Raw genomic sequence first — 24,909 nt, 5'->3', positions numbered from 1 at the left:
CCATTCAGCACAGGCGGTGATCAGAACGGGATGTCGTCGTCCAGATCGTCGTAGTTCGATCCACCGCCGCCGGATCCACCCGATGCGCCGCCTCCAGAGCCACCGCCCTGGCCACCGCCGCCCTGGTTCCAGCCGCCATCCTGGCCACCGCCACCACCATAGTCGCCGCCAGAGCGCTGGCCACCGCCGCCGCCCTGGCCGCCACCGGGGCCGTCCAGCATCGTCAGCGTTCCGTTGAAGCCGCGCAGCACCACTTCTGTCGAATAGCGGTCATTGCCGGACTGGTCTTGCCACTTCCGGGTTTGCAACTGGCCCTCGACGAATACCTTGCTGCCCTTGCGCAAGAAACGCTCTGCGACATTGACAAGGCCTTCGGAGAAAATGGCCACGGTGTGCCATTCGGTGCGTTCCTGGCGTTCGCCCGAGTTGCGATCCTTCCAGGTTTCGCTGGTGGCAATCCGCAGATTGCAGACCTTGCCGCCATTCTGGAAGCTGCGCACTTCGGGATCGGCCCCGAGATTGCCGATCAGCATGACCTTGTTGAGACTACCCGCCATATCATTGTCCTTCGCGAATCTGTTGCTGGACGAGTTACCCAATCGGGAAAGGGCAGGCCAGATTGCGCGCCGGATTACTTGTGGGTTGGTGTCGTCAGGCCACTAAAGCCCGGCCCAGGTCGCAATCCAGAAAGTTGCCCCAGCCGTCAGATAGGCGAGCGCGAACAAATAGCCGAGCATGAACATCGGCCACTTCCAGCCATTGGTTTCACGCCGGGCCACGGCAATCGTGGAAAGGCATTGGGGCGCGAACACGAACCAGGCGAGGAATGCGAGCGCGGTCGGCAAGCTCCACCGGGCGGAGAGCGTTGCAGCCAGCCCTTCCGCCTCGGCTTCCTCGTCATCCGCATCGACTGCATAGGTGGTTGCCAGTGAAGCCACAGCCACTTCGCGCGCCGCCATGGCCGGGATGATGGCCAGGCTGATCTCGCGATTGAAACCGATCGGTTCGAGCACGACGTGCAAACCATCGGCAACTGTTCCGGCAATACTGGCATCGAGCTGGCTTTCGCCCGGCTCTGCCTTGGGAAAACTGAGCAACAGCCACAACACCACCGTGGCCGCAAAGATGATCGTACCGGCGCGGCGCAGGAACACCCACGCCCGCTGCCACAGGCCAATCGCCAAATCCCGCAAGCGCGGCAGCTGGTAGCGCGGCATTTCCATGATGAAGCCCGACGCATCACCTTTGGTGACGGACCGTCGCAGGATCAGCGCCACCACCATCGCGCCGACAATCCCGGCGACATAAAGCACGAACAGCACCAGACCCTGCAATCCGATACCCGGGCCGATACTGGTATTGGGAATAAAGGCGGCGATGATCACGGCATAGACTGGCAGCCGGGCTGAACATGTCATCAGCGGAGCGATCAGGATCGTGGTGAGCCTGTCTTTCGGATCGGAAATGCTGCGTGTCGCCATGATTCCGGGAATCGCACAGGCAAAGCTGGACAAGAGCGGAATGAAACTGCGGCCCGACAGGCCGACCCGCGCCATCAGGCGATCCATCAGGAAGGCCGCACGGGCCATGTATCCGGTCGCCTCCATCAGCAGGATGAAAGCAAACAGGATCACAATCTGGGGCAGGAAGACCACCACCGACCCGACCCCGGCAATCACGCCTTCGGTCAGGAAGTCGCGCACCAGACCCGGCGCCATATTGGCCACGAGCGCATCGGATGCAGCGCCAGCGGCACCATCCAGAGCATCGGCAAACGGAGTCGCCCACGCAAACACCGCCTGGAAAATGACGAACAGCAAACCGAACAGTATCACCGGGCCGAACCAAGGGTTGAGAAACACCCGGTCCAGCCCGGATTCGATGGTGTGGCGTGCGGATTTGGAGAGGATCACGCCCTTGGCGATGTTCCTTGCTTCCAGCCGTCTTTCGGTCTGGTCCAGCGCTGGCCGCGGCTGGATTATGTCTTCATTTGCGTGGGCACTATCGATGGCGCTGGCCAGTTCCTCCAGCCCGCGCCGACGCACGGCAACGGTGGGGACCACCGGCACACCCAGCGCGTTCGAAAGGGCGGCGGGATCGAGCGTCAGCCCGTCGCGTTCGGCCAGATCGATCATGTTGAGCGCGACCACCGTCGGGCGCCCCAATGCGATCACTTCCTGCGCGAAAACCAGATGCTGTTCGAGATTGGCAGCATCGATCACCAGCACCAGGACATCGGGCTGGCGCTGGCCTTCCTGTTCGCCGAACACGACCTTGCGGGTGACTTCCTCGTCCGGGCTGGCCGCATCGAAGGCATAGCTGCCGGGCAAATCGAGCAGCTCGACCTGAGCGCCCGAGGGCAAGGCAATGCGTCCTGCCTTCCGCTCGACCGTGACGCCGGGATAATTGGCAATTTTCTGGCGCGCGCCGGTCAGCTTGTTGAACAGCGCGCTCTTGCCCGAATTGGGATTGCCGACCAATGCAACTGTGCGGATCTCGCTCATCGCAAAAGCCTCAATCAATCGTTACGGAAACGGCGGCGGCATGGACGCGGCGGATGGCAACCGTCATCCGGCCCAGCGTTATCGCGAGCGGATCGCGCCCGCCAAACACACCACGATGGGCGATCGATACTTGGGCCCCCTCGTCAAATCCCAAAGCGCGCAAGCGCTTGCCGTCTTCGACGGCGATCCCCTCCCAATTGATAGTGGAGATGGTGGCATGGCAGCCGGATTCGAGGAGGTCGAGGGTCATTCCGCTCCGCTGCCAGAGCATGACCCTAATTGCAACTGATTATCAATAGTGAAAAGCGAGAGGGTTTTCAGCGGGCGGGATAGCGCAGCCGGCCAAGAAACCGAGTGACGCTGAATGTCTCGCGGTCGGGGCGCAACAGGCGGGCTTTCACCTTTTCAAACTTCATCACCCCTTCGATCCGCCGTTCGAGGAAGGCCTTCGTCTCGGCCTTGTCCTCGCTCTCGTCATTGATGAAGACGGTCAGGGTCGCGCCATAGATCCCGGCCAGGATGGTGCGCTTGGTATAGTGGTTGTAATCGGTCGCCGTATCACCGGCCAGCCGCCACATGATATCTGCGCTGCGCCACCCGATCCGCACAGCTTCTGCTGCATGTTGCGGCATCGCCATAATCGCCAACGCGCTGCGGACAGCCTCTTCCTGACCGGCCACGGCATCGAGACGGAATTGCACCAAGGTGCGGATCCGTTCCCGGATCTTGAGCTCGCCCAGCTTTTCCTGCGGCCATTCGGCAGCCATCGCCTGGTCGACAGTATCGATCCACGCGCCGATCATTGCCATCGCCCCGCCCTTGAAGGCGAGCCTGGCCACGGCGGGATCAATCCCTTCGATTTCCGCTGCCATCAGCAGCGCTTCGTCACCCCATCCATCGAAGATGGCACTGTCGGCAATCGCCGGTGCCAGGGCGAGGCGCAACTCGTCGAGCGTCAGGGTATCGGCGTTTTCAATCATGCCCTCAGAAACTCGGGCCGTAGCTTTTGGTTTCCTTGCCTTTGCGAGCTTCATCCGCAGCGGTGAATTCGTCCATCAGGCGGCGGCTGCCGATAATCTCGGCATAGTCGCGCGCCGTGCGGCCGGAATTGTCGCTCCGGTCAGGATTGGCGCCATTGGCCAGCAATAGCCGGATCATCTCGAAATCACGGCGATGGGTCGCGCTGATCAGCGGTGTCTCGCCCAGGCTATTGGTGTCATCGACCCGCGCTCCGGCATCAAGAAACGCCTCCACCCCGTCGAGATGGCCAAGATTGGAGGAGATCATCAGCGGGCTGATGCCCTTTTTGTCGACCACATTGGGGTTGGCGCCCTTTTGCGTCAGGAAGCGAATCCAGGTCGCGTCACGCCGCTCTGCCACGATGTGCAAAGCGGTTCGTCCGGAAGCGATATCACGCGTGTTGATCAACGTACTGCCGGGGGTGTCGACCGCCGTGGTGACCTTCTCGGCATCGCGATCCTTGACCGCTTCAAGGAAGGAATAGCCTTCCGAGAACATGTTCTGGGCCGAAACCGGGGCCGTGATAGCCGCAAGAGCCAGGCCCGAAATTACGAGAGATTTGCGAAAAAGAGGCAGCAACACCTTTGCACCTTCTGTAAAAATTCTATCTGTGGCGAGTGACTCGCCTTTCTCCATCGCCAGTTAGCAGAGGCTGAACGACTGCGCCATGCCTGCCCATAAGACCTTGTTTGCCGCACTTCTTGCCCTGTCGCTAGCCGCATGCGGTGCTGCGACGCCCGAACCGGTGGGCGAACCGCCGCTCGCTGGTGCAACCATCGGGGGCGAATTCGAACTGACCGGCGAAACCGGCGACACGGTCCGCTGGAGCGATTTTAATGGCCAATACCGGATTGTCTATTTCGGCTATGCCTACTGTCCCGATATCTGCCCCACCGATGTCCAGCGGGCGATGGCCGGACTGAAGCAATTCGAACAGGTCGAGCCGCAGTTGGGCGCTCAGATCCAACCCTTATTCATCACCATCGATCCGGAACGGGATACGCAGGAAGTGGTGGAGGAATTCACCGCCAATTTTCACCCGCGCCTGATTGGCCTGACGGGTACCGCAGAACAGATCGAAGCCGCAGCGGACACGTTCAAAGTGTTCTATTCGCGCGGAGAGGACCAGCCAGGCGGCGGATATCTGATGGACCATTCCAATATCACCTATCTGTTTGGACCGGATGGTGAACCGATCGCAACCCTGCCCACCGATCTGGGCCCGGACGCGATTGCCACCGAAATTGCCAAATGGGTGCGCTGAGGGAGAAATTCTGGGAGCGCCCGCTGCGCGACCTCTCCCCTGCGGAATGGGAAGCTTTGTGCGATGGCTGTGGCCGGTGCTGCCTGCACAAGATCGAGGATGCCGATACCGGCGATATCGAAGACACCAATGTCGCGTGCAAGCTGCTCGACACCGAAACTGCGCGCTGCACCAATTACGCCAATCGCAAGGCCTTCGTGCCCGATTGCCTGCGTCTGACCCTGAAGATTGTCGAAGAGGTCCAGTGGCTGCCCGAAAGTTGTGCCTATCGCCGCCGGGCCGAAGGACGCCCGTTGCCCGAATGGCATTACTTGCTGTCGGGTGACCGCGAGGCTGTCCACCATGCGGGCGCCGGCGTGGCCGGGCGGGTGATCAACGAAGTCGATGCCGGCCCGCTGGAACATCACATTGTCGATTGGGGCGACGCGCAATGATCGACTGGCTGCGCAACGATCCGCGCGACCAGGTCGTCGCAATCGGCGCGCAAAGATTGCCGGTCGAGATCCGTCGCCATCCCACCGCCAAACGGATGGTGTTGCGACTGGCCGATGACGGAGCAAGTGTGCGGGTGACCATTCCGCGCTGGGGCCGGACGGCCGATGCCCTCACCTTTGCCCAGAGCCGCGCCGACTGGCTGGGCGAACAGATCGCCAAAAGACCCGACCGGCGTGATCCAGAACCGGGTGGACATTTGCCGCTCCACGGAACCCCTGTGCGCATCGATTGGGATCGCGCCCATCCCCGCGCGCCCGAACTTTCCGGCGAAACCATTGCGCTGGGCGGACCGCGCGAAACGCTGGCCCCACGCCTGCGAAGCTGGCTCCAATCCGAAGCACGGGATATTCTGGCCGGCGATCTGGCGCATTATTCGGTTCGCGCAGGGCTGGAAGTACCAAAGCTGGCGCTCAGCAGCGCGCGCAGGCGTTGGGGCAGTTGTTCAACTTCGGGTGCAGTGCGGATCAACTGGCGGCTGATCATGGCGCCTGAAAATGTCCGCCGGTCAGTTGTTGCGCACGAGACTGCACACCGGCTCCATTTCGATCATTCCCCCGCCTTTTACGCGGCTCTGGAGCAGATCTTCGACGGCGATCTGCCCGCCGCTGACCGGTGGCTCAAGACCGAGGGAAAGACGCTGTTCGTGCCGTTCGGCTGATTCGGCCGTTCCTTCACACTTCGGTAACCGTGATCGGCGATAATTGGGTGATGTTTCGCTATCTTGCCCTCATGCTTGGTGCCTGCCTGATTGCCATGCTGCCGACCGAACCGGTTTCGGCGCAGGGGCAATGCAGGTTCTGTGACACCAACCCTCCGCCCCAGGGCGAAGGCGGCGGCCGGCCAGGGAACGGCCCTGGAGGAAATGGCAACGGAAACGGAAACGCCGGCGGCAACGGGAACGGCAATAACGGCAACGGGAATAATGGTAACGGCAATGGCAACGGCAATGGCGGGGTCGGAAACGGCAACGGTAACGGCAATGCGCCAGACCTGTTTATCGAAAGCGACATCGATTTTGGCCGCCTGATCATGATCGGTGCTGGCGAAGGCAGTGTCCTGCTAGACCCGACCACCGGCATGAAAATCGTTGCAGGGCAACTCGAGGATTTTGGCGGCTTCACGGTCCAGGGCCGCGCCACAATTGTCGGCCGGAGGTTTCGCCAGGTCCAGATCAACTTCCCCAATCGTGTCATCATGCGCGATCCGCGCGGCGGCATGGCGGAACTGCGCGACTTCGAAACCAATCTGTCCGCCCTGCCCACACTTGATGCCGACGGCGTTCTCGAATTCACCTTCACCGGCACGTTGGTGACCGATAGCCAGATCGGGCGCGGCGGAGACCTTCGCGGTACGATCCCGATAACGGTCGACTACAACTAACCAGCACTCGCCGATTTACGCGCATATGCCCGCTTTCACTGGCGCAGTGCGACAAGTCCCCCTATCTTTCCTGCATGAGCTTCTTGAGCCGCTTCAATCCTGCGCCCGGGATCAGGGATTTCTGGACCGAGTTTACCCGGCCCCAGCCCTATCGCGTGCCGATCTTGCTGGCGTCTGTGCTGATCCCTGCCACGATCATCTATATCATGATCCCCGAAAGCGAACGCGTCGCCCCGCAACCGCCCGATGTGGTCTACATCACCACCTTCGCACCGGATCGCACGGATGAGGAAATTGTCGCTTCCAACCTTGCCAATCAGGAACGCAAGGAAGCGCTGGCTGCCCGGCGCGCAGCGATCGAGGAGCGCAAGCGCGAACTGTACCGGACATTGGGTGCTGCCACCGGCATGGATGTGGAAGAGATCGAGCGGGAGGCCGAGGCTGAACGCGCACGCGAAGATGCCCAGCGTGAGGCACAGACCCAGCGCAGGCTCGAAGAAGCAGGCATCGAACCCGGCGCATAATGGAGAGCGAGCCGACCGATCTCGACTGGCTTGACGCGGCCGCTGCGCTGGCCGGACGCGGACGCCCGCGCAGCAGCCCAAACCCCGCAGTGGGGTGCATACTCGTGAAAGATGGCGTCGTTGTCGGCCGCGGCTGGACCCAGCCTGGCGGACGCCCGCACGCCGAGGCCCAGGCATTGGGAATGGCAGGCCCTGACGCACGCGGCGCAGTGGCCTATGTCACGCTGGAGCCCTGCGCCCACCGATCAGACCGCGGCCCATCCTGCGCTGATCTGCTGGTCGAGGCAGCACCAGCCCGTGTTGTCGTGGCCCAGACCGACCCCGATCCGCGCACCGACGGGGAAGGCATCGAGCGCCTGAAGCGCGCTGGAATCACAGTCGATTATTGCGACAGCATTGCTGCCCGGCGGAGCCTCGACGGCTTCCTCACACTCCAGCGGTTCAACCGGCCCCATGTGACGCTCAAACTGGCCATGTCGCTCGACGGGTGCATCGCCCTGCCTGATGGCGAGAGCCAATGGATTACCGGTGAAGAAGCGCGCGCTCATGTCCATTCCCGGCGGGCCATGGCCGATGCGATCCTGGTAGGGGGCGGCACCTGGCGCAAAGATCTGCCCCGCCTGACGGTGCGCCTGCCCGGCCTCGAAGAACGCAGCCCGCAGCGGGTCGTCCTGACCCGGGGTGTGCCGATTGACGGGGTCAAGATCATCAACACGCCCGCCCAGATATGCACCCTCGAACGCACGCAGTACCTCTATGTCGAGGGCGGCGCACAGACCGGAGCATCCTTCCTCGCCGAAGATCTGGTTGACCGGCTGGAAATCTATCGCGCCCCGATTGTGATCGGTAAGGGGATGCCCTCGCTGGGCGATATCGGACTGACCGATCTGGCTGGCGCGCATGGCCGCTGGCGCCTTGTCGAGCGGCGTCAGCTTGGCAGCGATTGTTACGAAGCCTATGAGCGCATCCGCGACTGATCTGTCGCACACCAATATCACGCAAGGATTTCGCATGTTCACCGGGATTGTCACCGCCATCGGCACCATCGACAACATCGAGCATAAGGGCGACATGCACATCCGGATCGCGTGCCCGTATGATCCTGAAACCATGGCCATTGGCGCATCGATCGCTTGCTCAGGTGTGTGCCTGACTGTTGTGGAGCGCGGCGGCGAAGAAGGCGATGCCTGGTTCGCAGTCGATGTCTCGAACGAAACGGTCAGCTGCACTGCGCAAGACCAGTGGACCACCGGGCGCAAGCTCAATCTTGAGCAGGCCCTGAAGCTGGGTGACGAATTGGGCGGACACCTTGTGACCGGCCATGTCGATGCTGTCGGACGCGTGGCCGTCGCGCGCGAAGAGGGCGGATCGATCCGGATCGAGATCCTCGCGCCGCAAAGCATCGCGCCCTACGTCGCAGAGAAAGGTTCGATCACCATCGACGGCGTGTCGCTGACGGTGAATTCAGTGGTCGATGAAGACAATGGCGACGTTCGGTTCGGATTGAACATCATCCCGCATACAGGCGAAGTCACCACGCTGGGCGCGCTGGAACAGGGCGACGCCGTCAATCTCGAGATAGACGTTCTGGCCCGTTACCTGAAGCGGATGGAGAGTCTGCGCAAATAGGCTCGAACGCCATTGCTGCTGGGCCTGACCGCCCTAGTTTACGTCGGCGTAGGCTTGCTCGACACCATCCATCTGCGCGGTTGATGCGTTGCCCAGGGCCATAAAGGCCCCTAGCGCGGCGATCGAAATAATCGATGCGACCAGCGCGAATTCCGTGGCCGGACTTCCGGTCTCGTCCTGAAGGATTTTCTTGAACATGGATTGGTTCCCCCTTGGTTACTAGGGACTTAGGGGATCACGGTTATTTTCAGGTAAATGCGCTGCGTCCTGTCCTACAGGGAACAGACGCGCCTAGGTTCCAGGCCATGTGCAATGGCCCCCTACTTCGGGCAAAGGCTTCTACGGAAAGTCACACATTGTCGAGCCGAGGCGGCCTGCCGACCGCCGTGGCAGCGCCAAAAGTCACACTTTTGCAAATCGCGGTTGGCGTTCCAACGACTGGCTTGGTCAGCCCGAACAGCCAAGCGGCCCGGCGTCGAATTCAGCCTGGCCAATCGTATAATGCACGTGGCGGGATGGCCCGTCTGCCATCTGGCGCACTTCGACCCGGCTGCCCAGCACTCCGCCGATCTTCTCCATCGCCTTGCGCGAACGCCAATTGTCTTCGCCAACAGCAAAGCGGCATTCCGCAACGCTTGCCAGCGCATGCGCAATCATCAGCCGTTTCATCTCGCGATTGGCGTCGCCGCCCCAAAAGGACCGGGCCAGAAAGGTCCACCCGATCTCGACCGAGCCGCCATTGCCGAGCTCGAGCCCTTGATAGCGCGATGAGCCGATGATCGCTCCGGTTGCCTTGTCGATCACCGCCAGTGCGCCGCTCTGTTCCAGGGCGTCGTCAAAGAAGGTGCGGAAGACGGGCTCTTGCCAGCGGTCATGGGCTGGATGCTGCTCCCACAGCAAGCGATCCGAGGCGACTGCAAACAGGCCCGACCAATCTTCACGCTGCAAAGGGCGTAGGATAAGCGTCGGCCCTTCCAATGTAGGTTGGCGGTCGAGTTCAGCTGGTGACATCTGCCAACGCTGCGATGAACTTCTCGATATTGTGCTTGGTCAATCCCGCGACATTGATCCGGCCGGAACCCGCCATGTAAATCGCATGGTCGTCTCGCAGAGTGCCAATCTGGTCTTTGGACAAGGCCAGCATGGCGAACATGCCATTTTGCCGGCCGAGCGGGGCAAGATCGAGCCCCGGCACTTCATTGTCAGCCTGGGCCAGTCGCTCGCGGACCCAGCGCAAGCGGTCCCGCATGCCGGCAAGCTCGTCCAGCCATGTCTTGGTCATGGCCTCGTCGCGCAACACCTTGCGTACCGCGGCGCCGCCGTGATCAGGCGGCATCGACCAGTTGGCACGGGCCAGGGCATTGGCATTGGACAGGATCGCATCAAGCTGGTCGCCCGACTGGGCTTTCACGTAAAACGCACCGACACGGTCGCGGTAGAGGCCGAAATTCTTGTCACAGCTATAGGCAATCAGCGCCTCGGGCACCGCCGCCAGCAAGCTGCGCATCCCGGCAACATCTTCCTCCAGGCCGTGTCCCAGCCCCTGATAGGCGGTGTCGATAATCGGCAGGACGGCGCTATCCGCCAAGGCCCCGGCAATAGCGGCCCAATCCTCGCGCGTATAATCCACTCCGGTCGGGTTGTGGCAGCAGCCATGCAGCAGCACAGCATCGCCAGCCTGTCCGGTGCGGATCACTCCCAGCACCGCATCGACATTGGCGCTACCATCGGGCCGTGCGTGTTCGAATGTCACGGTCTCAAGACCGACATCGCCCAGGATCTGGGCATGGTTGGGCCAGCTGGGGATGCCCAGATGGACCCGCGTAACGCCCGCTTGCTTGGCCAGCGATGTGGCAAGGCGCACTGCACCGGTTCCGCCCGGGGTCTGCATGCCCTCGATCCGGCCGCCCATCGTGGCGTCCTTGCCAAAAATGTAGGGCATCAGCGCATGGACGAAGCCGATGTCGCCTTCCGGGCCAAGATATCCTTTCGATTCCTGCTCGTCGACGAGCTTCTGCTCGGCTTGCTTGATCGCAGCGAAGACCGGCGTTGCGCCATCATCCGTGCGATAAACGCCAACGCCCAGGTCGATCTTGTCGGACCGGTCATCGGCGGCATAGAGTTTGATCAACGCCAGCAGCGCATCGGGGGCTTGTTGTTCAAGACGGTCGAGCATGGCGCATGCTTTGCCGTGCCCGTGCGCAGGCCGCAACCGAGAATTCGTATGAACGGCCCCCTGCTTTCGTTTTCAAGGTGGATCCGTCCGGATTTTTCGCGACTAGAAGGGCAGCCAGCGCTGCTTCTTGGAAAACTTCATATAGCCCGCATTGATGCCAAGCCGCAGGCCGGCACCGACACGGATCGGGATCAACACGACGTCCCCTTTGCGCATATAGCTCGCGGTAAGGCCGCCGATGGCATAGGCTTGGCCTTCGCCTGCCGGATAGCGCTCATACAGCTCTTCGCTGTCATAGAGGTTGTAGACCAGCACAAAAGTATTGCCCGCATTCGCACCGGCATCAAAGCCGATCGAAGGGCCGGTCCAGTAAACGGGGCGCTCACCTTCGACCTTGTGATACAACGTGCCCGAGCCGTAGCGGGCCCCGACGATGAAGGCGCCGCCAGCTTCACGGCCAACAATATAGGCGTTCGGCTCGCCCTGCTTCGACAGCACATCCTGGATCATCTTGGCGAGGCCTTCTGCCCCCTGGCCGAACACGCCCTGCGCAGCACCAATAAGATCGTCTTGCTTGTAAGTGGTCGAGCTTGCTGCATCGGCCACTTCGGCTTGCGGCGCGCCGGGTGCACCGACAGTGTCCGGAGACCAGGCATCGACCGCAGTCGGGTTGGACCAGCTCGGCGCGACGGGCGCATCGTCGCTTGGCGGCGTTGCGGTAATATCCAGGCTGGGCTCGGTCGGTGTCGTATCGGCTGGATCGCCGTAAACCGGCTGATCGCCAGGCTGCTCGGCCAGATCGCCATCGATGGCAGTATCGGGATCGATTGTCTCGACGCCTTGCGCGTGAAGCGGGGCAGCCAGCAAGGCTGCGCTGGCGGCGATCCCGGCAAGTGCATTGCGAATGCTGGTTGGCAGGCTGATCATGATCCATCCTTGTCCAGGGCGGCATGCCCTTTGCGCGACAGAAGAATCCCTCGCGGATTGCCCGGCAATGAACGAACGACGAAGCGAATCGAAAACACGCCGAAGCGAGTCCGATTGTGCGATTTCCCTCAGAATTGCGGCAAAGTGCAACGCCCCTTGCCCCCGCGGGGACCCGCCGTTATAGCGCGCTCCTCGCAGACGGTATGCCCGACAATGCGACATGCGGAGACGTGGGTGAGTGGCTGAAACCAGTTCCCTGCTAAGGAACCATACGCGTAAGTGTATCGAGGGTTCGAATCCCTCCGTCTCCGCCATTCTCTTTGCGAACCGAAACTTTTCGCTGGAGGCTGTTAACCTCGCGTCCTAGTCGGCGCTGCGCTTTGGCGCTTCAGCTTACTTCCCTCCGGTGACGAACAGGCATTGGCCGGTAACCCAGCTTGCTGCGGGCGAGGCCATGTAGACCACGGCTGCGGCGATATCCTCTCCGGTGCCGTAGCGTTGCAAGGGCATGTCCATCATCTCCAGCAGTTTCTCGCGCTTCTCGGGCGTGTTCGTGCCCATGCAATCGTCAAAATTCTCGGTCGGGACCGGACCGGGCGCCACGGCATTGACCCGGATATTGGGCGCAACTTCCAATGCAAGCGTCCTGGTCAGGCTGTTCACCGCTGCCTTCGATGCACCATAGGGACCATTCTTGACCTGCGGACCGTAAGCCGAGCGTGACGAGATATTCACGATCGCTCCGCCGCCCTCCTTCATGTGCCGGGCCGCGACTGTCGAGCCCATCCACACCGCTTTCAGGTTGAGCGAGATCTGGGCATCGAAATTCTCTTCTGTTGTCCGGGTCAGATAGCGTGGCGTGCCGTCGGGAATGCCGCCCGCATTGTTGACCCAAATTGTCAATTTCCCAAACGCATCAATCGTCTTGCTCGCCAGCGATTCTAGCGCTTCAAGGTTGGTTGCGTCGGTGGCAATTGGCAAAGCACGCTGGCCTAGTGCGCGAACCTCTTGCGCCACGGCATCGAGATCGCTTTGCGTCCGTGCGGCCAGCACGACATCGGCCCCCGCCTCTGCCAATCCCAACGCAATGGCGCGGCCAATACCTTTGCCGGCGCCGGTCACGACAGCCACTTCGCCATCAAGCCGGAATTTCTCGAGAATACCCATCGCTATGCCTCCCAAGCCTGCCCGGGTCCGGACAGCTTTGGACAAAGTCTTGCCACCGGCCCGGCAGCCGAGAAACTGGCGGTTAAGCTAGCGGGTAATCAGAAGCCGTACCGAACTCCGGCCCAGACCGTGCGCGGTACGCCGAGATCGATTGCGCCGCGCGAATTGCGGGTCACAATCGTCTCGTCGAGCAGGTTCTCCCCGCGCAAGACGAGCGCAAAGCCGTCGCGGAGCGGAATCCGCGCGAAGGCTCCAAGCGTTGTCGCCGCCGGCAGGACATCGGTTTCCTGATCGCTTTCGAACTGCTTGCCGACATGGCGCAAGGATAGCGACAGCATCCCTTCCTCCATCGGCTTCCAGGCCAGCGTTGCAGCAGCGGCCAGACGCGGTGTTTGCGGTGGCCGGTTTCCGTCGAGTGCCAGAGACTGGCCCGATCCGTCCACCTTGGCATCGGTGTAGGCCAGCGTGCCGTCAAAGCTGATCTGGCCGCGGCTAACGCGAGCACCAAATTCCAGGCCGCGGGCGTCGATCGCGGGCAAGTTTTGGCGCTGGCGCAGAGTTGGGGTCAAGGTGACATTGGCAATCGCATTCTCGACCCGGTTGCCGAAGGCTGTCGCAGAGAATGCGAGGCCATCCATTGGCGTCCAATCAATCCCCGCTTCAAAACCTTTTAGCTTTTCGACGTCGAGCGCGGCGTTGGCCTGGGTGACGACCGGGAAAACCACAAACGGACGATAAAGCTCGTTCAAAGTCGGCAAGCGCAATCCGCGATAGGCTGCGGCGCGCACTGCCAGCTGCCGGGTCGGGCGGAACAAGCCTCCCCCTCGCCACGTCACCGTCCAGTCCGAACGGTCAGCAAATTGGTTGTCGGCGGTCACAGCACCGGCAGCATTCTCCTCACGGAAGAAACCGTTCTTGATTGTCGTGCGATCGGCTCTGATGCCGCCGGTCAGGATCAGGTCTCCGAGAGTCCAGTCGTCTTCCAGAAAGACGCCGAAATCACTGGTGGAACCGCCTGCACGCCGCCGGGCGCGAAGATTCCCCGTGAAGGCACTGAATGGTTGCTCCTGCAACTCACCCTCAGAACGGCGATAATCAACACCGAAACGGAGCACATGGTCAGGGCCAACCGGGGGCCTGAGCTCAAGCTTGCCACCTATTCCGGTTGTCGGCGTGTTGCTCTGATCGAGCACTTTCACAAACCGGGTCGAACTGATCACGATATTGGAAAAATTGCGCGCCTGAACATAGGCCAAGGCATCGACTTGCCAAGCGCCCCGCGAAACAACCCGGATACTTGCATCCTGCCCGCTTGCAGAGCTGTCTGCGCCCTCGAACCGCAAAGTCCGTTGATCATCAAAGGCAAGGAGGCGGGCCTGCATTTCAAGCGTCTCGGTCAACGGAGCAACGGCCCTGATCTGGCCTGACACGCTTTCAAATGCGGCTGGAGCGCTCGCTGCCACTCTCTGGCTGCGCGGCGTGGTAAAGAAACCCTCGCCGCGGTCCCAGCGTCCGCTGGCAACGACGAAGCCTTGCCCCAGGTCTGTCCCCAGGCTCGCGCTGGCTTCCGTTCCGCCGCGGTCATTTACCAGAACGGAGCCGCTGATCCTGCCGATCGTGGCGAGGTCGGCGGACGTCAGGGCGATAGTCCCTGCCAGGGCGCCAGCCCCGAATGGGCCAGATCCCCCACCGCGGGTTACGGTGACACCGCGGAGCTGTTCAGGCAACAGCGCAGCAAACGGAATATAGCCGAAGAACGGATCGCTCATCGGGACCCCGTCGAGCAGGACAAGGGCACGGCTGGTTGCGTTCCCGCCAAGAGCCCGCAGCGTGACCCCTTGCGCAGACGGATTGGACGAACGGCTATCAGACCGGCGGAACTGCTGGACTCCGGCGACGGCGCCCAAAGCTTCCTCGATCCGGCCCGAGGGAGCAGACAGAATCTGCTCCCGTTCCAGCTTACGCTCGGAATATGCAGGTGCGGCAGGCGTTTCAGGCAGGCCCTGCCCGATCACGACGATCTCTTCCCTATCGGAATTGTCGGTTTCCTGGGCCATAGCGGGCATAGCAATGGCAAGAGTGATCAGCGGCAACGGATAACGGCAAAGCATCGCGCGGCCCTAGCGACACTTTCCGCTGTCGTCAGCAGCTTAGTGCGCGGGACTCGCAAAGGGCGTTTTTATGTGCTTCTATGAGATAAGTTGCAAGAGAGGACCAATATGACCGGCACAACCGCTGGAAGCCCGACCGACTTTGACGTGCTGATTGTAGGCGCCGGCATTTCTGGCATCGGCATGGCTGCACATATGGAAATGCACTGCCCTGATCACAGCTATGGGATTGTCGAGATGCGCGACAATTTGGGCGGCACATGGGATTTGTTCCGCTATCCCGGCATCCGGTCCGATAGCGACATGCACACGCTGGGCTTTGTATTTGAGCCGTGGAAGCACGAGAAATCCATCGCCGATGCCCCGGCCATTCTCGACTATCTCAACACGATCGTCGACGAGCGCGGCATTCGCGAACATATCCGTTATGGCCACCGGGTCATCTCGGCAGATTTCGATCGTTCCACCGCTCGATGGACTGTCACTGTTGAATTGCAAGACGGCGAGAAGAAGCGGCTGACGGCGAATTTTGTGTATCTCGGCTCGGGCTATTACGATTATGACGAGCCCTATGATGCCGGTTTCGAACTTGGCGAATTCAAGGGTCAGGTGATCCATCCGCAGTTCTGGCCGCAGGACCTGGACTATAGCGGCAAGAAGGTTGTGGTGATCGGTTCTGGTGCGACCGCCGTGACGATCGTTCCGTCAATGTCCGACAAGGCAGAGCACGTCACGATGCTGCAGCGGACGCCGACATGGATGTTCAGCCGCCCGGCAAAGGATGGATTGGCGAATTTCCTGAGGAAGATCCTGCCCGAAGAGCTCGCTTACAAAATCACCCGGTTCAAGAACATCAAGATGCAGGATTTCAGCTTCAAGATGGCTCGCAATCGGCCCGAGAAGGTCAAGAAGAGCCTGTACAAGCGGATCGAGAAAGCGCTCGGGAAAGACTACAACAAGACTGATTTCACGCCGCCCTATGATCCGTGGGACCAGCGTCTGTGTCTCGTTCCTGACGATGATCTCTTCGCCGCTATGCGCGCAGGCAAAGCCAGCGTCGTAACAGCGAAGATCGCGCGATTCGTCGAAAACGGTATCCAGCTCGACAATGGTGACCTGCTCGAAGCAGATATCATCATCACCGCGACCGGGCTCAAGCTCGCCATCGCCGGGAAGATCGATGTTTCTGTCGGCGGCGAGAAAGTCGATTTCGCCCAGCGCTATTATTACAAGGGCTGCATGTTCTCGAACCTGCCCAATCTTGCCGTCGTGTTCGGTTATCTCAATGCCAGCTGGACCCTGAGGGCGGACATCAATTCCGATTATGTCTGCCGCGTCCTCAATCACATGAAGGCAACGGGCACCCAGATAGCAGAGCCGGTCTTGACCCCGGCGGAGGAAGTTACGCTGGAAGAAGACGATATTTTCGATTTCTCGAGCGGTTACATCCAGCGTGGCAAGCACATCATGCCCAAGAATGCGGTCGAGTATCCCTGGCGTCTCAACCAGGAGTATATTCTGGATCGCAAGCGGATGGTCGACGAACCGATTGACGATGGCTTGCTGGATTTCCAACGCGCCGGTGCCAATGCGCGAGGGAGCGAAGAAACGCTCGAACCTGCAGAGTAGAAACGCAGGCGCGCTTGCCCTAGGCACAGTCGCATGAGCGCATCCAATCCAGATCGAGTCTATACCGCAGGGCTTGTCGTCATAGGCGACGAGATCCTTTCAGGCCGCACCCATGACAAGAATATCGCGCAAGTCGCCAGCTGGTTGCAGGTGCAGGGCATCCGCCTGGCTGAGGTAAGGGTTGTGCCGGATGTCCAAGACAAGATCGTGGAGGCGGTAAACACACTGCGGGCTGAGAACGACTATCTGTTCACCACCGGCGGCATCGGGCCGACCCATGATGACATCACAGTCGATGCCGTCGCGCAGGCTCTCGGCGTGGGTGTCGTCGTCCACCCCAAGGCGCGCGCAATCCTGGAAAAATACTATACCGACAAGGGTGGGCTGACCGAAGCGCGCCTTCGTATGGCCAGGGTGCCCGATGGCGCTGAACTGATCCCCAATCGCATGTCCGGCGCGCCCGGCATCCGGATCGGAAATGTCCACTTGATGGCGGGCGTACCGCACATAACCGCAGGCATGCTCGACGCTCTGACTGGGACGCTCGAAGGCGGGATGCCACTCAAGAGCGAGACAGTCGGATGCTGGACTGCCGAAAGCGAAGTTGCCGATATCCTGCGCGAGGCCGAGCAGGCCCATGAACAGTGCCAGATCGGCAGCTATCCATTCTTCCGGGATGGCAAGGTCGGGGCCAACTTCGTTGTCCGCTCCACCGATGCGGAGGAATTGGCGAGCTGCGTCCACACGCTGTGTGATGCACTGGCGACCGCTGGCCACGACTTTACTCCTGGCGGAATATAGCCCCCAAACCCGGCATTAACTTCGTTCTGATAGAGCGTCGCGATTGGATGAATCGGGAGTTCGGTGGGCAGCCAAAGCTGTACCAACCGCAGAATTGCGCGCATGACCACGGTGTATATCACTATCGACACGGAATACTCGTCCGGCCTAGCGAACGGGCCGGGTGCAGTTGATCGCGCGGAAAACTTCGCGCGGTCCGTGGCGTGCATCACCCCCGATGGCCCTGCCGGCATAACGCACAAGCTCGATCTGCTTAATCGGTTTGGTCAAAAAGGTGTCTTCTTCGTTGATCCGATGCCGGCCCTGCAATGGGGTGTCGCAGCGATCGAGGATATCGTCGCGCCCGTCCTCGATGCTGGTCACGACGTGCAGTTGCACTGCCACACCGAATGGCTTGGCCTTGCCGGTGCTGCCAATCCTCTCGGCGAGAAGACCGGGCGCAACATCAAGGATTTCGCATTCGAGGATCAATGCGAATTGCTGACATGGGCGAAGGATACTCTCATAGCAGCGGGTGCTCCTGCTCCAGTTGCTTTTCGAGCCGGAAATTACGGCGCCAATGACGACACGCTGCGGGCCTTGAGAGAAATCGGCCTGCGCTACGATACCAGTCACTGCCCGGCCCTGGTCGGGGGAGAGTGCGACATATCGTTGGGAGCGAATGATCAGCATCCGATGCTTTACGAAGGGATCATCGAAGTGCCGGTTGGCTGCATAGCCACCGTGGGTGGCGGGTTGCGCCATGCGCAGATCACTGCCCTTTCCTTGCGGGAGCTGACCGCGGCGGTGCAGCACGCGCGGGACACGCACGCCAACAGTTTCACCATGGTCTCGCACAGCTTCGAATTGATCAATCGCCGGAAGTTGGCAGTGAACCGGATTGTGCGGCACCGATTCGAAGGCCTGTGCCGTGACCTGCAGAACATGCAAGGCGCGCAGACCGGAACCTATCGCGACAATCCGCCGCTCCCTGCTGCAAGACCTGCAGGCAGCAATCCATTGCCGGCCGATCCTGTGCGAAGCGGGATGCGGGTGGCGGAACAGGTCTTGTCGAACACGCTGTACGGAGCTCTGTGACATGAGCGACCCCGCCCTCCAGCCAACGCCGATCCACTTCACCCTCGGCTCGCGCCGGCTGCTGTCCGTTCCACGCACCCTGACTCCGCTGCGATTCTCGCTTGAAGACATTTTGAAGGGCGAAACGCCCGACCTGGCGCATGCGTCTGACGAATCCGATGGGCTGCGCATCCTTTCAGCGCCGCAAGCGCTCGTTGCCCGACTCGAGGCACGCTTCCCCGACCACATCAAGGGCGGCTACGAAGCCTATCGACGCCATTACATCGCGATGGACGGCAGCTATGAAGACTACCTCGCGCGGTTTTCGGGCAAGACCCGCTCCACACTGCGTCGCAAGCAACGCAAGCTTGCCAAGCTGAGCGGCGGCGAGCTGGCCATTACTGAGCATCGCAGTCCAGCCGAGATCGAGGCGTTTCTTGATGCCGCCTTGCCCTTGTCCGAGAAGACCTACCAGACGCGATTGCTGGATGCCGGCCTGCCCTGCGATGACGTAAGTCGCACCGAGTTTCTTGCCCAGGCCGAGGCGGGTGAACTGCGCTGCTTCCTCCTCCATTATGATGGCGCACCGGTTGCCTATCTGACCCTGCCGATCGAAGGCGAAACACTGGTCTATGCCTATCTTGGCTATGACCCGGACCATGCCAGTCTCTCGGTCGGGACCGTACTCCAGATGGAGGCGCTCGAACGCCTGTTTGCCGAGCAGCGTTTCCGCTATTTCGATTTCACCGAGGGTGAAGGCGCACACAAGGCGATGTTCGGTACCGACAATGTCGAATGCGCTTCCTTCCTGCTGCTACGACGCACTTTGTCCAATCGCTTGCTCCTGTCGGCCCGGGACGGTTTCGACGGCACGATTGCCAGGGCGAAGGCGCTGGCCGCAAAAAGCGGAGCGCTTGGTTCTACCCGCAAATTTCTGCGCGCCTGACCTGCATTTCCCGGCATAGAAAAAGGGCCGGAAGATCGCTCTCCCGGCCCTTTCAAATTTGCTTGCTGTAGGACAGCGCTATATCATGCGCCCTCGATGTCGCTGACATCGATCTTCAGGCCCGGGCCCATGGAAGAGGTCAGCGAGACCTTCTTCACATATTTGCCCTTGGCACCCGAAGGCTTCGCCTTGACGACAGCTTCGGTCATCTTGGTGAAGTTGGCTTTCAGATCTGCGTCCTTGAAGCTCATCTTGCCGATACCGGTATGGATGATACCCATCTTCTCGACACGGTATTCGACCTGGCCGCCCTTGGCGTCCTTTACGGCCTGCTCCACATTCGGCGTAACAGTGCCCAGCTTCGGGTTCGGCATCAGGCCCTTCGGACCCAGCACTTTACCGAGACGACCCACAACACCCATCATGTCCGGCGTGGCGATCACGCGGTCATAATCGAGATTGCCGGCCTGCATGTCTTCCATCAGGTCTTCAGCGCCAACCTTGTCAGCACCGGCAGCTGTAGCCTTCTCGGCATTGTCGCCCTTGGCGAACACAGCGACTTTCACGTTCTTGCCGGTACCTGCCGGCAGCGACACCATGCCACGGACCATCTGGTCGGCGTGGCGCGGATCGACGCCCAGGTTCATGGCCAGTTCGACGGTTTCGTCAAACTTGCCGCTGGCGAATTCGCGCAGCACACCCAGGGCCTCGTCAAAGCTGTAAAGCTTCTCGCGATCGACCTTCTCGGCCACTGCCTTCTGCTTCTTGGTAATAGCCATCGGTTCAGCCCTCCACCACTTCGAGGCCCATCGAACGCACGGAGCCTTCGATGATCTTCATGGCCTGATCGACATCATTTGCGTTGAGATCGGCCATCTTGGCTTCGGCGATCTCTTTCACCTGGCTCTGCTTGATCGAACCAGCGACAACCTTGCCCGGCTCGCTCGAGCCCGACTTCAGCTTGGCCGCTTTCTTGATCATATAAGAGGCCGGCGGGCTCTTGAAGGTGAACGTGAACGAACGGTCCGCGTAAACGGTGATCGTTGTCGGGATCGGGGCGTTCTTTTCCAGGTCCTGCGTGGCGGCGTTGAACGCCTTGCAGAATTCCATGATGTTCACGCCGCGCTGACCCAGCGCAGGGCCGATCGGCGGGGACGGGTTTGCAGTACCCGCGGGCACTTGCAGCTTGATATAGCCTTCAATCTTCTTGGCCACGAGGGGCCTCCTTTCACACTGTCAGCGCGCTTTGGCACAGGCGCTTCATGTTAAGCGGTCGAGCAGAGTGCCAGGGCGCTCCTCCCGCATGGTGTTCCCGATTCTGAATTGGGAAGCGCGGCACATAGCGTTTCACGGGGGTTTTGCAACCGTTTTGGAGTGTCGTTCTCGTTGGGTCCCTGCGGGCGGAGCGCGTCCGCTGACCGCGGACCAGACCATTCCAGGCCAGCTGGCTTGGTGGCGGAGCACGGCTTGCGTCTAGCAAGCCGCAAGGCCAACCGGCCGCCCGCAGCACCTTAAAATGCGAGGACATCGCGAGCGCGGAGGCGCTTGCGGAAAACAGGAACACCAACGGCGGTTCCAAAAACTGTGACTTTCCGGGAAAGATAAAAGAGATCAGAGTCTTAACAGCCCTGACCGGAGCCAGAGTGTGACTTTCCGAGTAACGCAGCGGGAAGATGGCTATCGGCTCCATAGATCGGCCACCAAATTAGCGGGCGCTCCACAAGTAGGAAAACCGCTTGTCGATGTTTGCGCTCAATCCGCTCTCCGGGCTTCCGCGACTTCATACGCCGGCGTTCGCTTACCCTTGGTCCTGCTGGTCAAATGATACTGGCTGCATCGGTCACATTGATATGTCCGTGCTGTGAACGGCGCCCGGCGGGCTGCTTCCTCCGCCTCCTCCCGCGATTGGAAGCGTGTCTTCTTCTTACAGATCGAGAGGCGGGTCTTCATCGCCCCTGATTGCCATATCCAGCCATCACTGTCGCCAAGACTGTGAGATTCCGCCGCCTTCGGGAGTAAGCCAATACTGGCGAGCAAATCCAACATTCCAACCGGGTTGCTTGGCAGGCGGAGGTGTATTAGAAAAACAACACAGTTTGAAGTGGCCGAAGAGGGGCAGGCGATGACTTCACCAGAACAGATTTTCGGTTGGGCTGGGCAGGCGGCCATGATCGGGTGGCTCATCCTGATCTTCCTGCCACGGCGTTGGCCACAGCTGCTGTGGTTGCCGCGCTTCATCATCCCGTTTGGCCTGAGCCTTCTTTATGCCGGCCTCGCGATGGCTCACTTTTTCACCATCGAGGGCGGTGGCTATGGCTCGCTGGACGAAGTTGCGGCCTTGCTCGGCAATCGGGAGATGCTGCTGGCCGGATGGGTTCATTATCTCGCTTTCGACCTGTTCGTAGGCGGATGGATCGCTGTCGAGGCCGACAAAGTCGGGCTCAGCAGGGTCATTCAGGCACCTATCCTGGTAGCAACCTTCATGTTCGGACCGGTTGGCCTGGCCCTGTTTCTGGCCATGCGCGCTGGCTATTTTCGCAAGCAGGAGGCCGCATCATGAGCGATACGATGTTCCAGCCACGCATGCCTCTGTTGCCACAACTGGATGACGACCTTGTCACGCGGCTGCTGCTCGCGCTGGGCCTGTTCATGGTCGCAAGCTTTGTCGTGTTTATCCCGGCATGGCTGCTTGATCCGCGCATCCTTGACGGCGCGAATGTCTGGACCAAACCGCAGAAGTTCAATGTGTCACTCGCTTTGCACTTTTTTACGCTGGCGATCCTGGCCCAACAGGTACCGCGCGCCACCCGCTCGGGCTGGATCATGGTCGGGTTCGCTTATGCCGCGGCTCTCTCGTTGATGCTCGAATTTGTCTGGATCAGCATTCAGGCCGGGCGCGCGCGGCGCTCTCACTTCAATTTCGAAACGCCGATGGAAGCATCGATGTATGCCCTGATGGGCCTTGGCGCATTCTTGCTGATTGCAGTCGCCTTCGTCCTGGCAATCCAGATCTGGCGCAAGGGTGATCGATCGAGACCGGGCCTACGGTGGGGCTCTATCCTTGGTCTCTCGCTTGGATTCGCCACCAGCCTGGTTTTTGCAAACTACCTGTCCGCCCATGGCCGCTACGTCGGCGGTGATCCCGATTACGTCGGTGCAGTCCTCCCGTTCTTCGGCTGGTCACGCGAAATCGGCGATTTGCGTCCGGCGCATTTTGTCAGTCTGCACCTGATGCAGACATTGCCATTGGCAGGATATCTGGCCGACCGAATGAATTGGCCGGCCATCCCGGTGGTGCTGGGCCTTGCGATCGTGCAGGTCGGAATTGCCATCGCGCTGTTCCTGCAAGCTCTGGCGGGTCAGCCGATGTGGCCAGTCTAGGCCAAGGCCGACCACAACAAGGCCATTGCTCGATGCGCATGTTTTTAGAATCGCGCAACACTGTGGTAAGTACTTGTCAGACCATAGGCTGACGGGGAAAGACTATGCACAGTGCAGCGGCGCGGATTGGCGGATTGGTTATCGGCCTGTTTATCATCGTCCTTGGCCTATCCTTGCTGATGGACGATGCAGGTATGGATACCAGTGCACGCACAAAGGCCCTGATCTATGCCCTGACTGCACTGGGAATCGGCGTTACTGCAGCTGCACTATTGCCCAACACGCTCACCATTAGCGGGGAGAAGATCAAACCCCTGGGCGCCAACTTCCAGGCGACGGGTGGAGCGGCCTTCTTCGTCGCGACACTGATCTTCCTGTTTTACACCGAAGACAAGGGCCCCCAGCCCAATCCGACACCGCAGGCCACCGAAACGATGGCCTCGGGCCCGCAATCGGAACTGCCCGACATTACCGACGATGAGGACAGCGAGCCTGCGCCGCAGCAATCGCAAGCGCCCGTAATCCAACCGGACCCTGTCCAACCACAGCAGCCGGTCCAGCAGATGGCAGCATTGCAACCGGGCTTCATCGCCAACCCCTATGGGCCGGCGCCCGCCAATCCGAACAACATCATCCGTGTGCGCACCTATTGCACCGATTGCTGCCCGGGTGGGCCGATGCCCTGCGGCCAGGTCGGTGGGGCGCAATCCTTCGACGTGGATGAGGCCGAGCTGGGCGCTTACACCATGTGCATCAACAATGGCGGCTATGAAGCACCTTGCCTGATGAACCTGGAGCGGTTCTAGGGCCTGATGAACCCAGTGCGGCTCTGAAGCGCGCACCAAAAAGGGCGCCTGGCCGAAGCGGGGCGCCCTGCTTGAAACGCATTGCCGAAGACGGCGGCGTTACTTGACCAGTTCGACCTGTTCGAAATCCAGTTCCACCGGAGTGGCGCGACCGAAGATCGAGACCGAAACCTTGACCTTGGCCTTGTCGAAATCGAGCTCTTCCACCACGCCGTTGAAGCTGGCGAAGGGACCGTCGAGGACCTTGACCTGGTCGCCGATTTCGTAGTCGACATGGATGTCTTTCTTGGGTGCAGCTTTCGCTTCCTCGACTCCGCCGAAATAGCGTGCAGCTTCTTTCTCGCTGATCGCCTGCGGCTTGTTGTTGTTGCCGAGGAAACCGGTCACCTTGGGCGTGTTCTTGACCAGGTGATAGATATCGTCGGTCATCTTCAGCTTGGCGAGGACATAGCCGGGCATGAACTTGCGCTCGACCTGGACCTTCTTGCCGCGCTTGACTTCGGTGACAGTCTCGGTGGGAACTTCCACCTCTTCCACACCGTCAGACAGGCCGAGGCGATCGGCCTCGGAAATGATCGCTTCCTTCACCTTGTTCTCGAATCCGGAATAGGCGTGGATGATATACCAGCGTGCCATTGTGTTCCCTGTTTCCCAGTATCGTGTGGTTCGGTGTCGTTCGGTCAGGCCAGCGTCAGCAGCCAGCGCACCACTGCGCCGAAGGCCGAATCGATGGCGAGGAAGAAGAGCGAGAGGATGATCACCATGATGCCCACGAAGATCGCCGTCGTCACCGTTTCCTGACGCGTCGGCCAGACAACTTTCGAAGTCTCGGTACGGACCTGGCGGACGAATTCGCCGGGGGATGTCTTCTTCTTGGGTGTCTGTTCGGCCATAGCCGCTCTCGCTTCTTTCATCAGTCTCTTGCCTTCCGGGTAGGTCTCATCGCCGTCCCGAGCGATGTTCGGGATGGGCAGATAAGGCTCCGATGTCGGAAGACCCGGTCGCATCTAAGGGCGCATCGAACCAAAAGCAAGATCGCAGATTGCAGCAGGGCCCAAGGCGCGGCCAAAGGGGGCCAAAGGGTCACAGGGGG

General features: G+C 60.7%; 29 protein-coding genes and 1 tRNA gene. 15 read left to right on the top strand and 15 right to left on the bottom strand.

Annotated elements, in window-relative coordinates; all coding sequences use genetic code 11:
• Positions 1–20: 20 nt before the first annotated feature.
• The 5 genes from ssb to ABD653_RS11580 form a co-directional block, all read right to left on the bottom strand.
• On the bottom strand, positions 21–557 hold the full coding sequence (gene ssb, locus ABD653_RS11600) for a single-stranded DNA-binding protein (protein WP_160778827.1): 537 nt from the start codon (positions 555–557) through the stop codon (positions 21–23).
• Between the two features lie 102 nt (positions 558–659).
• A complete protein-coding gene (gene feoB, locus ABD653_RS11595; protein WP_160778826.1) occupies positions 660–2,504 on the bottom strand; it encodes a ferrous iron transporter B in 1,845 nt (614 codons plus the stop codon).
• Positions 2,505–2,514: 10 nt separating this feature from the next.
• Positions 2,515–2,754: a FeoA family protein gene (locus tag ABD653_RS11590; RefSeq protein ID WP_160778825.1), complete on the bottom strand. Its 240-nt coding sequence runs from the start codon at positions 2,752–2,754 to the stop codon at positions 2,515–2,517.
• A 67-nt stretch (positions 2,755–2,821) separates the two neighbouring features.
• Positions 2,822–3,484: a COQ9 family protein gene (locus ABD653_RS11585; protein WP_160778824.1), complete on the bottom strand. Its 663-nt coding sequence runs from the start codon at positions 3,482–3,484 to the stop codon at positions 2,822–2,824.
• A 4-nt stretch (positions 3,485–3,488) separates the two neighbouring features.
• On the bottom strand, positions 3,489–4,106 hold the full coding sequence (locus ABD653_RS11580) for an ankyrin repeat domain-containing protein (protein WP_325065380.1): 618 nt from the start codon (positions 4,104–4,106) through the stop codon (positions 3,489–3,491).
• A gap of 85 nt (positions 4,107–4,191) precedes the next feature.
• Here ABD653_RS11580 and ABD653_RS11575 point away from each other — a divergent pair, with 85 nt between their 5' ends.
• The 7 genes from ABD653_RS11575 to ABD653_RS11545 all read left to right on the top strand — a co-directional run bounded on the left by ABD653_RS11575 (position 4,192) and on the right by ABD653_RS11545 (position 8,816).
• Positions 4,192–4,788 (top strand): SCO family protein, encoded by a 597-nt coding sequence (locus ABD653_RS11575; RefSeq protein WP_160778823.1) that lies wholly within the window; start codon positions 4,192–4,194, stop codon positions 4,786–4,788.
• Positions 4,776–5,222 carry a YcgN family cysteine cluster protein gene (locus ABD653_RS11570; protein WP_160778822.1) on the top strand — a complete coding sequence of 149 codons (447 nt, stop codon included), beginning with the start codon at positions 4,776–4,778 and terminating at the stop codon, positions 5,220–5,222. The genes ABD653_RS11575 and ABD653_RS11570 overlap by 13 nt, the downstream gene beginning before the upstream one ends.
• Positions 5,219–5,941, top strand: a complete 723-nt coding sequence (locus ABD653_RS11565; RefSeq protein ID WP_160778821.1) for a M48 family metallopeptidase — start codon at positions 5,219–5,221, stop codon at positions 5,939–5,941. The genes ABD653_RS11570 and ABD653_RS11565 overlap by 4 nt, the downstream gene beginning before the upstream one ends.
• Before the next feature lie 50 nt (positions 5,942–5,991).
• Positions 5,992–6,663 (top strand): DUF4402 domain-containing protein, encoded by a 672-nt coding sequence (locus tag ABD653_RS11560; protein WP_160778820.1) that lies wholly within the window; start codon positions 5,992–5,994, stop codon positions 6,661–6,663.
• Positions 6,664–6,737: 74 nt separating this feature from the next.
• On the top strand, positions 6,738–7,187 hold the full coding sequence (locus tag ABD653_RS11555; RefSeq protein WP_160778819.1) for a hypothetical protein: 450 nt from the start codon (positions 6,738–6,740) through the stop codon (positions 7,185–7,187).
• A complete protein-coding gene (gene ribD / locus ABD653_RS11550; RefSeq protein ID WP_160778818.1) occupies positions 7,187–8,164 on the top strand; it encodes a bifunctional diaminohydroxyphosphoribosylaminopyrimidine deaminase/5-amino-6-(5-phosphoribosylamino)uracil reductase RibD in 978 nt (325 codons plus the stop codon). Before ABD653_RS11555 ends, ribD begins: the two co-directional genes overlap by 1 nt.
• 34 nt (positions 8,165–8,198) lie before the next feature.
• A complete protein-coding gene (locus ABD653_RS11545) occupies positions 8,199–8,816 on the top strand; it encodes a riboflavin synthase (protein WP_160778817.1) in 618 nt (205 codons plus the stop codon).
• A 33-nt stretch (positions 8,817–8,849) separates the two neighbouring features.
• Here ABD653_RS11545 and ABD653_RS11540 read toward each other — a convergent pair whose 3' ends face one another.
• From ABD653_RS11540 to ABD653_RS11525, 4 genes are all read right to left on the bottom strand, one after another.
• A complete protein-coding gene (locus ABD653_RS11540) occupies positions 8,850–9,014 on the bottom strand; it encodes a Flp family type IVb pilin (RefSeq protein WP_160778816.1) in 165 nt (54 codons plus the stop codon).
• Positions 9,015–9,263: 249 nt separating this feature from the next.
• Positions 9,264–9,827, bottom strand: coding sequence for a GNAT family N-acetyltransferase (locus ABD653_RS11535; protein ID WP_160778815.1), 564 nt, complete (start codon positions 9,825–9,827; stop codon positions 9,264–9,266).
• Positions 9,814–10,992: an amino acid aminotransferase gene (locus ABD653_RS11530; protein ID WP_160778814.1), complete on the bottom strand. Its 1,179-nt coding sequence runs from the start codon at positions 10,990–10,992 to the stop codon at positions 9,814–9,816. Before ABD653_RS11530 ends, ABD653_RS11535 begins: the two co-directional genes overlap by 14 nt.
• A 102-nt stretch (positions 10,993–11,094) precedes the next feature.
• Positions 11,095–11,919, bottom strand: a complete 825-nt coding sequence (locus ABD653_RS11525; protein WP_160778813.1) for a DUF1134 domain-containing protein — start codon at positions 11,917–11,919, stop codon at positions 11,095–11,097.
• 224 nt (positions 11,920–12,143) lie between these two features.
• Here ABD653_RS11525 and ABD653_RS11520 point away from each other — a divergent pair.
• A tRNA-Ser gene (locus ABD653_RS11520) sits at positions 12,144–12,233 on the top strand.
• Between the two features lie 79 nt (positions 12,234–12,312).
• On the opposite strand, the gene ABD653_RS11515 is transcribed toward ABD653_RS11520, so the two are convergent.
• Entirely contained in the window at positions 12,313–13,086 is a 774-nt protein-coding gene (locus ABD653_RS11515; protein WP_199801096.1) for an SDR family NAD(P)-dependent oxidoreductase, read from the bottom strand.
• Positions 13,087–13,184: 98 nt separating this feature from the next.
• Positions 13,185–15,143, bottom strand: coding sequence for a TonB-dependent receptor (locus ABD653_RS11510; RefSeq protein ID WP_344705460.1), 1,959 nt, complete (start codon positions 15,141–15,143; stop codon positions 13,185–13,187).
• 162 nt (positions 15,144–15,305) lie between these two features.
• Here ABD653_RS11510 and ABD653_RS11505 point away from each other — a divergent pair, with 162 nt between their 5' ends.
• The 4 genes from ABD653_RS11505 to ABD653_RS11490 all read left to right on the top strand — a co-directional run bounded on the left by ABD653_RS11505 (position 15,306) and on the right by ABD653_RS11490 (position 19,629).
• On the top strand, positions 15,306–16,826 hold the full coding sequence (locus ABD653_RS11505; protein WP_160778811.1) for a flavin-containing monooxygenase: 1,521 nt from the start codon (positions 15,306–15,308) through the stop codon (positions 16,824–16,826).
• 33 nt (positions 16,827–16,859) lie between these two features.
• Positions 16,860–17,627, top strand: a complete 768-nt coding sequence (locus tag ABD653_RS11500; RefSeq protein ID WP_160778810.1) for a competence/damage-inducible protein A — start codon at positions 16,860–16,862, stop codon at positions 17,625–17,627.
• Between the two features lie 102 nt (positions 17,628–17,729).
• Complete coding sequence (locus ABD653_RS11495; protein WP_160778809.1) at positions 17,730–18,704, top strand: polysaccharide deacetylase family protein; 975 nt, start codon at positions 17,730–17,732, stop codon at positions 18,702–18,704.
• A gap of 1 nt (position 18,705) precedes the next feature.
• Complete coding sequence (locus ABD653_RS11490; protein WP_160778808.1) at positions 18,706–19,629, top strand: GNAT family N-acetyltransferase; 924 nt, start codon at positions 18,706–18,708, stop codon at positions 19,627–19,629.
• 83 nt (positions 19,630–19,712) lie between these two features.
• Here the strand turns inward: ABD653_RS11490 and rplA are convergent, their stop codons facing one another.
• Positions 19,713–20,408, bottom strand: a complete 696-nt coding sequence (rplA, locus tag ABD653_RS11485) for a 50S ribosomal protein L1 (protein ID WP_160778807.1) — start codon at positions 20,406–20,408, stop codon at positions 19,713–19,715.
• 4 nt (positions 20,409–20,412) lie between these two features.
• Positions 20,413–20,844: a 50S ribosomal protein L11 gene (rplK, locus tag ABD653_RS11480; protein ID WP_160778806.1), complete on the bottom strand. Its 432-nt coding sequence runs from the start codon at positions 20,842–20,844 to the stop codon at positions 20,413–20,415.
• Positions 20,845–21,751: 907 nt separating this feature from the next.
• Between rplK and ABD653_RS11475 the strand changes: the two genes are divergently transcribed.
• From ABD653_RS11475 to ABD653_RS11465, 3 genes are all read left to right on the top strand, one after another.
• Entirely contained in the window at positions 21,752–22,189 is a 438-nt protein-coding gene (locus tag ABD653_RS11475; protein ID WP_160778805.1) for an ABA4-like family protein, read from the top strand.
• Positions 22,186–23,010, top strand: a complete 825-nt coding sequence (locus ABD653_RS11470) for a hypothetical protein (protein ID WP_160778804.1) — start codon at positions 22,186–22,188, stop codon at positions 23,008–23,010. Before ABD653_RS11475 ends, ABD653_RS11470 begins: the two co-directional genes overlap by 4 nt.
• Positions 23,011–23,114: 104 nt before the next feature.
• Positions 23,115–23,816, top strand: a complete 702-nt coding sequence (locus tag ABD653_RS11465) for a hypothetical protein (RefSeq protein WP_160778803.1) — start codon at positions 23,115–23,117, stop codon at positions 23,814–23,816.
• A 99-nt stretch (positions 23,817–23,915) separates the two neighbouring features.
• On the opposite strand, the gene nusG is transcribed toward ABD653_RS11465, so the two are convergent.
• Both nusG and secE read right to left on the bottom strand, forming a co-directional pair.
• On the bottom strand, positions 23,916–24,452 hold the full coding sequence (nusG, locus tag ABD653_RS11460) for a transcription termination/antitermination protein NusG (protein WP_160778802.1): 537 nt from the start codon (positions 24,450–24,452) through the stop codon (positions 23,916–23,918).
• Positions 24,453–24,496: 44 nt separating this feature from the next.
• The gene (gene secE / locus ABD653_RS11455) at positions 24,497–24,730 is read right to left on the bottom strand and encodes a preprotein translocase subunit SecE (protein ID WP_234032145.1); all 234 of its coding nucleotides are present in this window, start codon (positions 24,728–24,730) and stop codon (positions 24,497–24,499) included.
• Positions 24,731–24,909: the final 179 nt, after the last annotated feature.

The organism is Parerythrobacter jejuensis (assembly GCF_039536765.1).
Taxonomy (GTDB): domain Bacteria; phylum Pseudomonadota; class Alphaproteobacteria; order Sphingomonadales; family Sphingomonadaceae; genus Parerythrobacter; species Parerythrobacter jejuensis.
Note: the sequence above shows the minus strand (reverse complement) of the source record. Positions and strands in the feature narration are given on the sequence as shown.